15 protein-coding genes are annotated in these 13,655 nt (G+C 47.2%); 4 read left to right on the top strand and 11 right to left on the bottom strand.

From position 1 onward, the window contains the following. Positions 1-26: 26 nt before the first annotated feature. The gene (locus PJF56_RS11810) at positions 27-632 is read right to left on the bottom strand and encodes a Uma2 family endonuclease (RefSeq protein ID WP_283762876.1); all 606 of its coding nucleotides are present in this window, start codon (positions 630-632) and stop codon (positions 27-29) included. A gap of 139 nt (positions 633-771) precedes the next feature. After that, positions 772-1,017 carry a photosystem I iron-sulfur center protein PsaC gene (gene psaC / locus PJF56_RS11815; RefSeq protein WP_012307203.1) on the bottom strand — a complete coding sequence of 82 codons (246 nt, stop codon included), beginning with the start codon at positions 1,015-1,017 and terminating at the stop codon, positions 772-774. A 427-nt stretch (positions 1,018-1,444) separates the two neighbouring features. On the opposite strand from psaC, the gene glmU reads away from it, so the two are divergent. After that, positions 1,445-2,821 carry a bifunctional UDP-N-acetylglucosamine diphosphorylase/glucosamine-1-phosphate N-acetyltransferase GlmU gene (glmU, locus tag PJF56_RS11820; protein ID WP_283762877.1) on the top strand — a complete coding sequence of 459 codons (1,377 nt, stop codon included), beginning with the start codon at positions 1,445-1,447 and terminating at the stop codon, positions 2,819-2,821. Positions 2,822-2,880: 59 nt separating this feature from the next. On the opposite strand, the gene hemW is transcribed toward glmU, so the two are convergent. After that, on the bottom strand, positions 2,881-4,107 hold the full coding sequence (gene hemW / locus PJF56_RS11825) for a radical SAM family heme chaperone HemW (RefSeq protein ID WP_283762878.1): 1,227 nt from the start codon (positions 4,105-4,107) through the stop codon (positions 2,881-2,883). Between the two features lie 156 nt (positions 4,108-4,263). Between hemW and PJF56_RS11830 the strand changes: the two genes are divergently transcribed. Beyond that, positions 4,264-5,343, top strand: coding sequence for a PIN/TRAM domain-containing protein (locus PJF56_RS11830; protein ID WP_283762879.1), 1,080 nt, complete (start codon positions 4,264-4,266; stop codon positions 5,341-5,343). 232 nt (positions 5,344-5,575) lie between these two features. Further along, positions 5,576-6,322 (top strand): Uma2 family endonuclease, encoded by a 747-nt coding sequence (locus PJF56_RS11835; RefSeq protein WP_283762880.1) that lies wholly within the window; start codon positions 5,576-5,578, stop codon positions 6,320-6,322. Between the two features lie 24 nt (positions 6,323-6,346). On the opposite strand, the gene PJF56_RS11840 is transcribed toward PJF56_RS11835, so the two are convergent. The 4 genes from PJF56_RS11840 to nfi form a co-directional block, all read right to left on the bottom strand. After that, positions 6,347-6,976 carry a ribonuclease D gene (locus PJF56_RS11840; protein ID WP_283762881.1) on the bottom strand — a complete coding sequence of 210 codons (630 nt, stop codon included), beginning with the start codon at positions 6,974-6,976 and terminating at the stop codon, positions 6,347-6,349. A 63-nt stretch (positions 6,977-7,039) separates the two neighbouring features. Then, entirely contained in the window at positions 7,040-7,234 is a 195-nt protein-coding gene (locus PJF56_RS11845) for a hypothetical protein (protein WP_283762882.1), read from the bottom strand. Positions 7,235-7,374: 140 nt separating this feature from the next. Continuing rightward, the gene (locus PJF56_RS11850; RefSeq protein WP_283762883.1) at positions 7,375-7,974 is read right to left on the bottom strand and encodes a hypothetical protein; all 600 of its coding nucleotides are present in this window, start codon (positions 7,972-7,974) and stop codon (positions 7,375-7,377) included. 72 nt (positions 7,975-8,046) lie between these two features. Further along, positions 8,047-8,718, bottom strand: a complete 672-nt coding sequence (nfi, locus tag PJF56_RS11855) for a deoxyribonuclease V (RefSeq protein ID WP_283762884.1) — start codon at positions 8,716-8,718, stop codon at positions 8,047-8,049. A 207-nt stretch (positions 8,719-8,925) separates the two neighbouring features. On the opposite strand from nfi, the gene proX reads away from it, so the two are divergent. After that, on the top strand, positions 8,926-9,924 hold the full coding sequence (gene proX / locus PJF56_RS11860; protein ID WP_283762885.1) for a glycine betaine/L-proline ABC transporter substrate-binding protein ProX: 999 nt from the start codon (positions 8,926-8,928) through the stop codon (positions 9,922-9,924). Between the two features lie 180 nt (positions 9,925-10,104). Here the strand turns inward: proX and PJF56_RS11865 are convergent, their stop codons facing one another. The 4 genes from PJF56_RS11865 to sbcD form a co-directional block, all read right to left on the bottom strand. Next, positions 10,105-10,596, bottom strand: coding sequence for a DUF4079 domain-containing protein (locus PJF56_RS11865; protein WP_283762886.1), 492 nt, complete (start codon positions 10,594-10,596; stop codon positions 10,105-10,107). A gap of 20 nt (positions 10,597-10,616) precedes the next feature. Continuing rightward, complete coding sequence (locus tag PJF56_RS11870; protein ID WP_283762887.1) at positions 10,617-11,123, bottom strand: hypothetical protein; 507 nt, start codon at positions 11,121-11,123, stop codon at positions 10,617-10,619. Between the two features lie 55 nt (positions 11,124-11,178). Beyond that, positions 11,179-12,159 carry a protein-methionine-sulfoxide reductase catalytic subunit MsrP gene (msrP, locus tag PJF56_RS11875; protein ID WP_283762888.1) on the bottom strand — a complete coding sequence of 327 codons (981 nt, stop codon included), beginning with the start codon at positions 12,157-12,159 and terminating at the stop codon, positions 11,179-11,181. A gap of 157 nt (positions 12,160-12,316) precedes the next feature. Continuing rightward, a complete protein-coding gene (gene sbcD, locus PJF56_RS11880) occupies positions 12,317-13,546 on the bottom strand; it encodes an exonuclease subunit SbcD (RefSeq protein WP_347179525.1) in 1,230 nt (409 codons plus the stop codon). Positions 13,547-13,655: the final 109 nt, after the last annotated feature.

Below are 13,655 nucleotides of genomic sequence, written 5' to 3' on the forward strand. Positions count from 1 at the left end.
AGAATCCCCAATTCATATCCAGAGTTTTAACCTGGCATAATATCGTCAAGCTTGAGTTGTAACTCAGGCAACAGGTAAGAACGAATCGAGTCTCCCAAACGATATTGTTGCTGTTCATAAACGCCGTTGACCAAGTGGCAAATCGTCAAAGTAGGTTGTTTGGGATTGCCGATAAATTGCAAGCCACCCAAACCTCTAAAGTCCACAATCCAATATTCTGGAATCTTCAAAAAAGCATATTCTTCCACCTTTCTCGCATAATCATCTTGCCAGTTGGTACTCACTACTTCAGCAACGAGTCGAACGGTACTTCCATTACAAATAACCGGTTCTTTTTCCCAAAGGGGTTCTTTGCTCAATTCATCTCGATCTAAAACAATAACATCAGGACGTAAAGCTGTAGCTTTAGCGTAAAGAGGTTTTATCAAACCAGTTTTTGGAATTAACCAATTGAGATGGGAACGAAAAATCTCAACATAGATTCTTCCGGCAATACTGCCTGCAACGGCTTCATGAGTCCCTGTGGGTTCCATGTCTCTGAGTTCTCCATCAATGAGTTCGTAGCGAGTATTATCACCGTATTGAGTGATAAATTCCTCAAAGTTGAGAAGTTTAGCTTGGGTGTAAGTCATGGGTGTATATAGCTCAATGTTTAATAATAAGTTATTTTAGTTTTCGACTTACCAAAAAGGGGGAGTCTAGCAACTCCCCCTTGAAACTTGACCCCAGGTTCAGGGTGAACCCAAGGGCAAGGCAATGGTGAACCCGCTTTTAGTAAGCGAGACCCATGCTGCGGGTGGTTTCCGCGCCTAAGTAAACCCGGATACTTAAAAAGTCAGTCGGACAAGCGGTTTCACAGCGCTTACAACCCACACAGTCTTCTGTGCGAGGAGAAGAAGCAATCTGTCCGGCTTTGCATCCATCCCAAGGAACCATTTCCAGCACATCTAAGGGACAAGCACGCACACACTGGGTGCAACCAATGCAGGTATCGTAGATTTTTACTGAATGAGACATTGAATAAGAACTCCCAACAACAGTTTGATAGTGATATGCTCTCACACTTATCGACAAAGGATAAGGTGTAGGCGGCTCGGTTAGGTCTAGATGGCTCTAGAGGACTAACCGAGAGATCGAGAACGGAATGCTTGAACCGCTCTATGGTTTGACCAATTTAAGTTAGTCCAGTGTTATACCGGATCAAAGCTTAGTGTAGCGCAGGGGTTCAACTCAAATAAACAAAAGGATGAGAAACTTTAAACAACTTGACAATTGCCGATCGCCAAAACTCAAGAAAAAATCGCTCAATCCCCTGCTCTCACTAGGATAGAGGCTGATTGCCCCCCAGAAGCCGAAAATGAATGGCGATCGCAATTTCCGTCAAAGAGTCAAATTTTGGCGATAAACCGCGATATACTCCTGTCGGTAGTGTGGTTGATTAGTCATGGTAGCAGTAGCAATCTTAGCCGCAGGGCGGGGCACTCGGATGAAATCGGAGTTACCCAAGGTCTTACATTCCCTAGGAGGACGCTCTTTAGTCGAACGGGTACTCGAGAGTTGTCGCCTAATTTCTCCCGTGCGTCAGTTTGCGATTGTCGGATATCGGGGGGATTTGATTCAGGACGCTCTTACGGGTGTACCCGGATTAGAGTTTGTCACCCAAAGCGAACAGTTAGGCACGGGTCATGCCGTTCAGCAGATTTTACCCCATTTAGAAGGGTTTACGGGGGATTTACTGGTACTTAATGGGGATGTGCCCCTATTACGACCGGAAACGATTCGTAATTTACTCGAAACTCATAAAACCCAAGGGAATGGAGCGACCATTTTAACGGCTCAACATCCCCATCCTAAAGGCTATGGGCGCGTCTTTTCCGATAGTGATAATTTGCTGCAACAAATTGTGGAAGACCGGGATTGTACGACGGCCCAACGGCAAAATCGGCGGATTAATGCGGGGGTCTATTGCTTCAATTGGCCGCAACTGGCCCGGGTTTTACCCCAGTTAAGGTCAGAGAATGACCAGCAGGAATATTATTTGACGGATGCGGTGAATTATTTAGACCGGGTGATGATTCTGGATGTGGAGGATTATCAGGAGATTTTAGGGATTAATGACCGCAAACAGTTGGCTACGGCCCATCAGATTCTGCAAGACCGGATTAAGGAGGAGTGGATGAAGGCGGGGGTGACGTTGATCGATCCGGATAGTATTACGATTGATGATACGGTACGGATTGGCTCGGATGTGCTGATTGAACCGCAAACCCATATTCGTGGCAATACGGCGATTGGGTCGGGTTGTCGGATCGGGCCGGGGAGTTTGATTGAGAATAGTGAGATTGGGGAAAAGGTGACGGTTCTCTATTCGGTGATTAGTGATAGTGTGGTGAACTCGAAGACGAGAATTGGCCCCTATGCCCATTTGCGAGGGCAAGCCCAAATTGGAGAAGGTTGTCGGGTGGGCAATTTTGTGGAGATTAAGAAGTCTGAAGTTGGCGATCGCACCAATGTGGCCCATTTGTCCTATCTGGGAGATGCCGAACTCGGTCAACAAGTGAATGTGGGCGCAGGCACGATTACGGCCAATTATGATGGCTATCAAAAACATAAGACGACGATCGGCGATCGCACTAAAACTGGTTCCAATAGTGTCTTAGTTGCTCCCATTACCATCGGTGAAGATGTCACCATTGGAGCCGGATCGGTGATCACCAAAGACGTGCAAAATGACGCTCTAGTCGTGGCCCGCGCTCCCCAAAAAGTGCGCCCCGGATGGCGACCGAAGGGCGTTTCTAAGGATGGGGAGATGGGGAGATAGGGAGATAGGGGAATCGCCCATTACCGATTACCGATTACCCATTACCTAGCACGAAGCACTTAACTAAAGACTTGGAACATCTGGGCTAAGACTGTGTTAGAAAAGAGGAAGCCTTCTGGATCGCTTAGACAGATCTGACCCGTTGAGGGTAGAGGTTGTCCAGGAAGCCAAGGTTGTCCATTCAGGGTGTTGAGGTTAATCCATCCTTGTTGATAGTAGGGATACCAACTCGGACTCAACTGTTGCAAGGGAGGATAACCAAATCGATCGGTTAAGGTCTTTAAAGATAGACCTTCTGCAAGCCGAAGACCGAGCATGAGAGTTTCTAGAAGCTGTTCGGTAGACGAGAGTGGAGGAGTGTTCATCACTCCCCCGTCTTGCAGCCATTGATAATAGGTTTGCCGGGTACGCGGTCGGGTAAATCGGATACTGTCGATGTAACTGGCTGCTCCCATGCCCCAACCATAGTAGGGTTGATTGTGCCAATAGACCAGGTTATGGCGACAGTGATATCCAGGAAGGGCATAGTTGGAAATTTCGTAGTGATCGTAACCGGCTTGCCTTAAGATTTGGGAGGTGAGGCGATAGAATTGGGCGCTGGTTTCATCAGTGGGCAGGTTGAGTTTCCCCGATTCATAGCGCCGTTCAAAGACGGTCATGGGTTCAACGATTAGGTCATAGACGGAGAGGTGAGGCGGGGAAATTTCGAGGGCGGTTTGTAGAGTTTCTTGCCACTGCTCTAGATCTTGTTCGGGTAAACCAGAGATCAGGTCAATACTGAAGTTATCAACGGATGCTTGATGGAGGAGATCGATCGCCTGATAAATTTCGCTGACAGTATGCGATCGCCCACAGAGTTTCAAGAGGGAGTCATCAAAGGATTGTACGCCTAAACTGATGCGGTTAACCCCCAGATCCAGAAACCCTTGCAACTTGTCGAGATCGAAGGTTCCAGGGTCAATTTCCATGGAGATTTCGGCAGTCGAGGTTAACCCAAAGTGGCGATCGAGGGTCGTTAAGAGCTGCTCCAGTTGAGCCACACTGAGCAAGGATGGGGTTCCTCCGCCAAAAAACACCGTATCCAGGGGCAAACCGGGAGGGAGAGTCTGTTCAATTTCCGTAATTAATTCCTGGATGTAATGGGAAATGGCTGGGGAATGCTCTCCCCAACGGCGATCGCCGACCACAGAAATGGCAAAATCACAGTAAAAGCAGCGACGACGACAGAAGGGAATATGAAGATAAGCTGAACGAGGAATAGGCAAAGATTTTTCTTGATGCTCCATTAGACCTCTAGTCCCAGTTCGGTTTGCCGTCTTTTGAATCGACAGGGTTTTCTGACGATCTCTTATAATATGGGTTATCTCTATCCTTTATGGCAATGAGTTTAGGGGGTTGATTCAAACCCCTGAATATTTATCCATTCCCAATCAGGTCAAACAATGATTGACGCAATTATTATCATATCCTTCATACTAGCAGGAATCGGTATCGGTTTCTACGGGGTGGAATTGCTCCCGACCCCTGTATTAGACCAAGTGAGTAATCAAGATGGTCTGCGATCGGTCACAGCCGGATTTGCCGCCCTAATTATGGGCGCAGTCGGGCTATTTGTGCAAACCTCCTATCGGCGTTTAGAAGCCCAAGTGCGACAAATGCCCGTAGAAGTCCTCCTCACCCGTTCCATTGGTTTAGTTGTGGGTCTATTAGTCGCTAACCTGATGTTAGCGCCCCTGTTCCTGCTGCCCATTCCCAAAGAATTCGGCTTCATTAAACCCCTGGTGGCTGTCTTAGGCAGCATCCTCTTTGCCTTCTCCGGAATTTCCCTAGCAGATACCCATGGCCGGTCATTTTTACGACTACTAAATCCCCATAGCATGGAGAGCCTATTACTGGCGGAGGGAACCCTAAAACCTGCCACGACCAAAATTGTGGATACCAGTTGTATTATTGATGGTCGGCTGGAAGAATTACTAGCGACAAAATTTATTGAGGGGCAACTCCTCGTGCCTCAATTTGTCCTACAAGAATTGCAACTGGTGGCTGATGCAGGCAACGATCAAAAGCGGATTCGAGGCCGTCGAGGGCTAGAAATTCTCAACCGCATTCGGGAAAACTATCCGGAAAAAATTGCGATCCATCCGGCTGACTATGAAGAAATTAGTACGGTTGATGCAAAGTTGGTGCATTTAGCCCAAGAAATTAACGGCACATTGCTCACCAATGATTACAACCTGAATCAAGTCGCCAGTTTACAGCAGGTTTCTGTTCTCAATATTAATGACCTCGCTCAAGCCATGCGTCCAGCCTATTTGCCGGGTGACGATCTGGACTTGAAAATTATCAAGCAAGGTCGGGAACCGGAACAGGGCGTGGGATATTTGGATGATGGCACGATGGTGGTTGTGGAAGAAGGGGGGCAGTATATCGGGGTGGAATTGCGCGTGGTGGTGACTGGCGCTTTGCAAACCTCGGCAGGACGGATGATTTTTGCCCGTCCCCAAGCCTCTGTAATCGCCTAGGCTTAGGCAAGAGGCACATCCCATCTCTATTGTTCCGATTGCATGAAACGGCGATCGCCCTTACTTCCTGCTATTAAAGACGGTCGCCAGTTAAGGGGGTGGGCACTAAGGAAGGCAGATAGTGCTGAGTGCGATTGATCGCCCTCATGTCCGCAGGAAAGCCACCCATCGAATCAGCTATGATATCCTCAAAACAGGAGTGCAAACTGGATCGGTATTCAGGTAGAAAACGATGGTACAAGAATTACTTCCTCAATCCCAAGTTGACGCTCGACTCTATCCAGAAAGCGATGGCAAGCCGATGGCGGATAATACGGTTCAATTTCGTTTAATTACAACAATTGTCGGCGGATTGTCGGCTCTGTTCCAAGAGCGAGAAGATGTGTTTGTAGCTGGGGATTTGTTGTGGTATCCCAGAGAAGCAGGAACGTTGAGTGTAACAGAAGAAAATTTAGCCTTCTGCCAAGCGCCAGATGTGATGGTGGTTTTGGGAGCCGAGAAAAAAGATAGAGGCTCCTATAAGCAATGGGAAGAAGGAAAGATCGCGCCTCAAGTGGTGTTTGAGATTCTTTCGCCGAGCAATAGCAAAGGAGAGATGGAGGATAAGTTTCGGTTTTACGATCATTATGGCGTGCAAGAATATTATGTCTATAATCCGAAACTCAATCGACTGCAAGGATGGTTGAGCAGTCAGGGGAGATTAACAGAAATTCCTCAGATGGAGGGTTGGAGAAGTCCTTTATTGCAGGTGAGTTTTAGGACAAGCTCGCAAGAGTTGCAGTTATTCACGCCCAGTGGGGAAGCATTCGGGACTTATGAGGATGTTGTGCAAGAGCGCGATCGCGCCACAGAGCGAGCAGACAGTGCTGAACAAGAGCGCGATCGCGCCACAGAGCGAGCAGAGAGTGCTGAATCCGATTTACAACAGCTACGGGAAAAACTGCGACAGTTAAATATCGATCCGGATTCTCTATCATAGGTTCCAAAAGGGCGATCGCCTCCATTAATGCTCTAAAACCTCTTTGTAGTGCAACAAATCTAAGGCAACTAAAACGGGGATACAGCCAAAACACTCTTGCGCGAGTTCCCAACGCTCTTCTCGGTGGAGCATGTGAATGAGCTTTTCTTTCACGCTGAGGAGATAGCGCACGTCATTGGCAGCATAACTGAGTTGTGCCTCGGAAAGGTTGCCCACATTGCCCCAATCTGAACTTTGGGCACTTTTATCAAGTTCAACTTTTTCCAGTTCTTGGACTAATTCTTTCAGTCCGTGGCGATTGGTGTAGGTGCGGGCGAGTTTGCTGGCGATTTTGGTACAGAAGATGGGATTGACGATGATATTAAAATGATACTGAAATTGGGCGACATCAAATCGGGCAAAGTGAAACACTTTAGTAATGGTTGGACACTCTAACAGTTGTTTGAGGTTGGGGGCTGTAGTTTGGCCTTTGGCGATCCGGATGGCAATGACATGGCCTTGGGGATCGGAGATTTGCACTAAACAGAGGCGATCGCGTAGGGGCAATAAGCCCATGGTTTCGGTATCTACGGCGATTTCACCGGCTTGCATATAATGGGCAAGTTGTTCGTCACTCAGATCCTGCTCGCCCACCTGAAAGGGTTGAATAGTCATAAATTAGGTAATGGGTAATCGGTAATGGGTAATCGGTAGAATTTTCCCGTCTGGAGTGTCCCCCTATCCCCCTGATGGCTGTTGTTCGGTGGGGATTTCGGGGTTAGGAGGGGGAGATTTTTGGGAAGCGTGGATAAACCAACCGATCGCCAGAACCAGGACTGCACCGAGAATATAACCTAAACCGGCAAATCCAAAGCGATCGGCGGCAAAACTAATCCATTGTCCAAACCCTTGTTTGGGTGGGGGATCGTTCATATCACTCATAAAAATATATGGCGCTATGCGCTAGAGAATAGGGAACAGGAAATCGGGCAATGAATAGCAATGTAGTAATCATATATTCTGATGACTATTGCCTATTGCCTTTTGCCTTTTGCCTGACTTCTGCAAGAAGTCTATTGACTTTCAAAGAGTTCGGAGAGTTCTTCGGTACTGGTTCCTAAAATACGGGCAAGTTTGGAGATTTCATTATCGGTGAATCCATCCCGAATTTGGATCAGTTCTTTGGGGGCACGGCCGACAATGCGGGCGATCGCCACAATTTGTTCGTCGCTAATCTCTTTTCCTCCATACACATCCCGCAAATCTTGGGGGGAGAGTTTATAGGAGTCACAAAAGCGCACAAACTCTTTATCGCTAATATCGAGTTGTTCTTGGCGATCGCGCAATAGGAACATGATCGCCCGCGAGCCATGATCGGGACGCTTAAAGCGCTCGACATATTGCTTGAATAACTCATTGATTTGTTGGGGAGTGCCTCCCAACTGTTTCACTAAGTCGGTACAAGCCATTTTCAGGGCTTTATTTAGGGTTTTGTTATATTGGGTGAGCTTTTCGTTTTCCTGTTGCAGTTTTTCCGATTTGTTGATGGTGTCAACAATACTGGCGGCAAATTCTGGAGTACATAGGCCCACATCCGCATCTTCATAGGAAATGGGGATATAGGAGCGGTTAGGATTAAATTGTAAGCGTAAAGACTGGTTATTTTCTTCCATAAGGTTTCATAAGTCGCGCTAACCCAACGCTTCAGAAAGGGGTTTCTGAATCTGGGTCTATTGTACTTCACCTTAACTCTGAATTCGATTAGAGGCCAAGCGATCGGCAAGGCGGGTGGTTTCGGGGAGGCGATACTGGGGGGTACAATCGAGGACATAGGCGATCGCCGTCTCTAACCCGATCTTATGGCCAATGGAGACATACAGGGGCTTAACTTGAGTGCGGGTTCTCAGCACTGCACCAATAATTTCTTCCCCATCTTTGAGGGGTGTCCAACTGCCTCGTTTGGGTGCAGGTTCATTATGAGTGCCGATAAACCGGGATTTCGCGACACCAATGGTGGGACAATTGAGTAGTGTCCCCAGATGACAGGCTAATCCAAATCTACGAGGATGGGCTAATCCTTGACCGTCGCAGAGAATTAAATCGGGGGTTGTGGTAAGTTGACGGAGAGCTTTGAGGATGGGGGGGGCTTCGCGAAAGGAGAGAAAACCAGGAACATAGGGAAAGATCGTCGGACAAATGGCGATCGCCGTTTCCACTAGCTTTAAGTCCGGAAAACTCAGCACTGCCACTGCTGCTCTGGTAGTTTTTCCCCCATCTTCAAATCCCAGATCGACTCCAGCAACCCAATGGATCTCTGGGAGGCAATCGGAGGTAATGACGCGATCGCGCCATTGTTCTTGAATTAACCTTGCCTCCTCTATAGAAGTCGGCCAACTGAGCCTTGTAGGAATCTTCATAACTTATCAACTTTGCAGATCGATCTTTTATTCTGCTAATTTAGATCCGTCAACAGCAATCTAATCTATATCAATACTTTTCTCCGAGGTTGGAGAAAGGTAAATTCTTATGCTAGGGTTACCAATAAACAGATGAGATATCTGATTGTTGTGTCAACTCGCTAAACTATGATCCAATCGAAAATAAGATCTGTTGCTTTGGGTACAATGCTTGGGGGATTGCTCTTTGGGGCGATCGCCTGTGGCAATACGACCACAGAAAGCTCCAGTGACTTACCTGGGGAAGGCATCACCGTAATCCCTGCCCACAGCAGCTTACTAGAAGAGCGCTTTCAAACTGAAATTATCAACACAGCCCTAGAGGAATTGGGATACGAGACGGAGACAGCCAAAGAACTCACCTACCCCACCCTGTATACGGCGATCGGCAACGGAGATGTACACTACACGGCTGTAAATTGGGACAGGCTACACACCGAGTTTTACGAAAATAGTGGCGGTGATGAACAATTAGCCCAGATTGGAGTGTTAACCCCTGCGGTATTACAAGGATACCAAATCGATAAGAAAACAGCCGATGAATATAATATTACCAGTTTAGAACAGTTCAAAGATCCAGAAATTGCCCAACTTTTTGATACTGACGGTAATGGAAAAGCCAATTTAACAGGATGCGATCCAGGTTGGGGGTGTGAGCTGGTGATCGAACACCATCTCAATGCTTATGGGTTGCGCGATAGCATCGACCACGAGCAGGGTCAGTATTCTGCCTTGATTGCCGATACCATGGTTCGCTACCGGGAAGGAGAACCCATTTTCTTTTTCACTTGGACTCCTTACTGGATAGGTGGTGTATTGAAACCGGGTGAAGAGACCATTTGGTTAGAAGTTCCCTATACGGATCTACCCGAAGAACAAGGGGAGGTATCCGAAGCAGATACCACAGCTAACGGCAAAAACCTGGGTTTTGTCGTCGATCAGATGAGGATTGCTGCCAATAAAGAGTTTGTGGAAGCCAATCCTGCTGCCGAAAAACTCTTTGAGGTGGTGGAAATTCCCATTGATGATATTAACGCCCAAAACATGCTCATTCAAGAAGGAGAAGACCAACCGGAAGATATTGAACGTCATGTGGATGAGTGGATTGCTGACAATCAAGAGTTATTTGATAGTTGGGTAGAACAAGCAATGGAAGCTCAATCCTAATCCTATTTTTCTGTCATTAAGTTCATGGGTTAAGAAGCGGGCAAGATGCCCGCACTCCTAAAACCTTTACAGTGCTTTTCGATGTTATGAGGTACAAGGGAAAAAAATCCCCCTTTTTAAGGGGGATTGGGGGGGGGATCAAAATATCCCACATAAAGTGCGAAAACTGCTGTAAGTCGATTAAATCGATAAGCCCAAATTCAGACCTAAAAAGGCATGAACAAACAACAACGCCAATGCTGCCGTACCCAAATAAGCATGAAGGGTACGCAAGGACGGTTTCTCACCGCCAAACTTGGTAATCGAAATTGCGCCATTGAGGCCTAACAGAACTAGGACAACGGAACCCGTCCAAAAGTGGGGACTTTCTAAAATCGGCTGCCCTTGCATCACCAGAGATAAAACCCCTCCGGTATATCCCAGAGCCAAGAACAGGGTCAAAAATGGGGCCAGTTTGCGGTGATTGAGCTTATTTTGAGTCTTCACCTCTTCATCGGTAGCGCTACGTCCGCGCCATCCGGCAACGGCCACAAACGTGCCCAACACAAAAACAACAATGCCCATCATCAGGGGATGCCCCCAGTGGGTGATGGGTTCAGGAATGCCCAAACTGGCGAAATAATCGGCAATGGGGTCAACAATGGGGTGTAGAAGGTCTCTAATGGTGTCCATGGAGTAATCCGAGTAATATTTTAGTCAAGTGGTTTGCTAATCCCAGACTTCGGAAGATAAAAGTCTGTGGGGTTGTTTCTGAAGTCTTCATAAGACTCCCATACTTTATTAGTGTAAACAGCAATGTCCCCTTGATCATACAAATTAGCATTTCCCGACACCCACCAAGCGGCCGTTCTGCGGATGGCAAGGTTTTCATCTTGGGCACTGGTGGCATATTCTTCGGCCAGAACATCTCCGACAATACAGATTAAAACTTCTCTGGTTTGCTCAAGATTGGTGGCAAAGGCTTCCGGGGTGACTGGTTCCCCCAGACACCACCGAGACCATCGGGTAATATTATTCGGTCTAATTTTCCACGGGCCATAAAGCGTTTCTGCGGTTTGCCCTTGGGGGGCTGAGACTCGCAGCGCTTCGACTAGGGCTATAATCTGATAGCGCTGTAGCTCTGCCCAAGCAGGCAACACCCACAGGACTAGGCCGGCGATCGCCCCTAGTCCTCCTAATCTCCAATATTTAGTTTTCACTCCTCATCACCTTTAAATGGTTAGGTTTGATGCTCACACTCTTTAAAGCATAGGCTTAACCATATAAATGAGCCACCCATTCCCCATAACCGTTATAGTGTAAGGTCGGTTGTCGGGGCCAAGTGAACGGCGCTCCTTCACTAATGAGCCGTTCCGTGGCTTGAGACCATCGGGGATGGGGTTTATCCGGATTCACATTGGCTTCAAAACCATATTCACTCCCATCGATGGTATTCCAAAAGGTAGCCGGTTGAGTGTCAATAAATTCAATCTTGACAATCGATTTTGCGCCCTTAAATCCATATTTCCAAGGAATGACTTGACGGATGGGAGCGCCATGCTGTTTGGGTAAATCTTTGCCATAAATTCCAGTGGCAAAAAAGGCTAGTTCATTGGCCATTTCCTCAATTCGCAAGCCTTCGGTATAGGGCCAGGGAATGCTAGAAAAAGGACTCCAAGAGGGGCCGGTACTAATTGCTTTATCGTACCAAGAGGTAAACCGGACAAATTTCGCCTCGGAGGTGGGTTCGACTGCTTCGATCAGTTTCCCCATGGGGAACCCTAACCAGGGCACAACCATGGCCCAAGCTTCCACGCAGCGAAACCGATAGACTCGCTCTTCTAAGTCAAATTTTTTGCGTAAGTCATCGATATCATAGGTTTGGGGATTTTTCACCAATCCTGTGACCTCAACTTTCCAGTTTTCCGTGGGCAACGCTTGGGCTGCTTGCTGAATGGATTTGGTGGTTCCAAACTCGTAAAAGTTATTATATTGTGATGAAAGGGCTTGGGGGGTAATTTCCAAGTTTCCCTTGAGAAACTCTGGGTTTTGAGCGATCGCCTCTGGGGTGGTATAACCATATTCAATATTGCTGGCTTGATTTTGCTGGCCACAAGCGGTTAACGGGAGCAGACTGGCGGTAATTCCTGCTCCCATCAGCCCCTTGAGCAATTTCCGCCGATTCATGAAGACAGACTCTGGGGTAATCTGGCGATCGGGTATATCCCAGATTTGGGGAACTTTGATTAAGGTCATGACAATTCGTGAATACTCAAAGCAGCAACAAAAACTATTTTTCGTTCTATTGTAATCTATTTTTTGATCTTAAAATGCTATTGTGAATCTACCAATAACCAATAATCCTCTCTCTTAGAAGCCAGATTTCTGAAAAAAATTGGGCTTCTGGCTCCCTCTAGGACTCTAAAATATTGCCAGAACTTAATAACTCTTGTGCCGCTTCTAGCATTTGTGGCGCTAACTCTTGTAAATCTTCGCGATTGTCTAAATACGCTTGCAGTGCCGATAGGGGATCGACTTCCTTTCCTTGACCTAATTCTGGCAGGCGCGTGCGAGAAAGTTGACTGACTAATTCCGGTTGAATGGTATAACTATGGGCGACTTCTAGCCGTTCATAGAGTTGCTGGGAATCGATTGAATCTAACTGTTCGGAACGAATCTGATAAATTAAGCGAACCACTGCATCTTGAATGGAGGATTTTTCTAGGGTCTGGATTAATTTTTCTTGAGGATTTTCTGCTTGAGTTATATCCACTTTAATCGTTTTAAACCCTCGCACCGATAAGGGACAAAACTCTACATTCGCCTGTCCTTTTTCCACTTCCACCAGCACATAACCCTTTTGTTCTTTTTCTTCGCTAAAATCCACCCGTTCAATACTGCCGGGATAGACAACTGGGGGGCGATCGCATAAAATCTGATGTTTATGGACATGGCCCAGGGCCACATAATCAAAACAGGGACGCGCTAGAATCGACAAGGGAATCGTAAACCCCTTACCCACAGCTAAAAAGCGCTCTGCCCCATAATGGGCATTATCCACCATCACATGGGCTAAAAGAATAGTGGGAAGATCCGGATTAAGGCGGCGAATTTGGGCTTCGAGGGCAGTTCGCAACCGGTCAATGAGTTGATGATTAATTTCTGAAAGCGATAATTCCTTGGTTTCTGGACGAGTAAATAAACTCGAACGGGTTAACCAAGGTAGGGTAATCACTTGAACGGGGCCGTGGGGGGTGGTAATGTTATGCAAAGCTAGGCGATCGCCCACAATAAACCCTGGAACCCCTAGAGTCTGGTAAATCGATAAACTTGCCCCCCCCTTCCCTTGGGCATGTTGGTCGTGATTTCCCACCAACAACACCGTGGGAATATTGGCCTCCACTAACCGGTAAAATTGCCGTGCAAACCCTTGACTCACATAGGGAGGAGGAGTCGCATCCGGGAATGCATCGCCGCCAAACAAGACTAAATCCACCGGTTCGGCGATCGCGCGATCGATACATTCCGACAAGCTGCTGATAAAATCCTCTAACCGGGTATTCAATCCCGTTTCCGGATTCACCCGTCCATGACTCAACCCACTCCCCAAATGGATATCCGATAGATGTAGAACCTTCATCAACCTGCCTCCACAGCCATAAAAATACCCCCAATAACGATTATGGGGGATTATAGAAGCTAACGCCAATCATCATGATTTTAGAGGTACAGGACTAGAAAACTTTCTCTCC

The sequence above is a fragment of the Roseofilum halophilum BLCC-M91 genome, from assembly GCF_030068445.1.
Lineage (GTDB): Bacteria > Cyanobacteriota > Cyanobacteriia > Cyanobacteriales > Desertifilaceae > Roseofilum > Roseofilum halophilum.

What these genes read in the sequence shown, in the direction of transcription:
- PJF56_RS11850 (WP_283762883.1), bottom strand. Translation starts at nt 7,974, where the DNA reads ATGGAAGAAAATAACCAGTCTTTACGCTTACAATTTAATCCTAACCGC.
- PJF56_RS11830 (WP_283762879.1), top strand. Translation starts at nt 4,264, where the DNA reads ATGATTGACGCAATTATTATCATATCCTTCATACTAGCAGGAATCGGT.
- hemW (WP_283762878.1), bottom strand. Translation starts at nt 4,107, where the DNA reads ATGGAGCATCAAGAAAAATCTTTGCCTATTCCTCGTTCAGCTTATCTT.
- PJF56_RS11845 (WP_283762882.1), bottom strand. Translation starts at nt 7,234, where the DNA reads ATGAACGATCCCCCACCCAAACAAGGGTTTGGACAATGGATTAGTTTT.
- PJF56_RS11865 (WP_283762886.1), bottom strand. Translation starts at nt 10,596, where the DNA reads ATGGACACCATTAGAGACCTTCTACACCCCATTGTTGACCCCATTGCC.
- PJF56_RS11810 (WP_283762876.1), bottom strand. Translation starts at nt 632, where the DNA reads ATGACTTACACCCAAGCTAAACTTCTCAACTTTGAGGAATTTATCACT.
- proX (WP_283762885.1), top strand. Translation starts at nt 8,926, where the DNA reads ATGCTTGGGGGATTGCTCTTTGGGGCGATCGCCTGTGGCAATACGACC.
- psaC (WP_012307203.1), bottom strand. Translation starts at nt 1,017, where the DNA reads ATGTCTCATTCAGTAAAAATCTACGATACCTGCATTGGTTGCACCCAG.
- PJF56_RS11840 (WP_283762881.1), bottom strand. Translation starts at nt 6,976, where the DNA reads ATGACTATTCAACCCTTTCAGGTGGGCGAGCAGGATCTGAGTGACGAA.
- PJF56_RS11835 (WP_283762880.1), top strand. Translation starts at nt 5,576, where the DNA reads ATGGTACAAGAATTACTTCCTCAATCCCAAGTTGACGCTCGACTCTAT.
- msrP (WP_283762888.1), bottom strand. Translation starts at nt 12,159, where the DNA reads ATGACCTTAATCAAAGTTCCCCAAATCTGGGATATACCCGATCGCCAG.
- nfi (WP_283762884.1), bottom strand. Translation starts at nt 8,718, where the DNA reads ATGAAGATTCCTACAAGGCTCAGTTGGCCGACTTCTATAGAGGAGGCA.
- glmU (WP_283762877.1), top strand. Translation starts at nt 1,445, where the DNA reads ATGGTAGCAGTAGCAATCTTAGCCGCAGGGCGGGGCACTCGGATGAAA.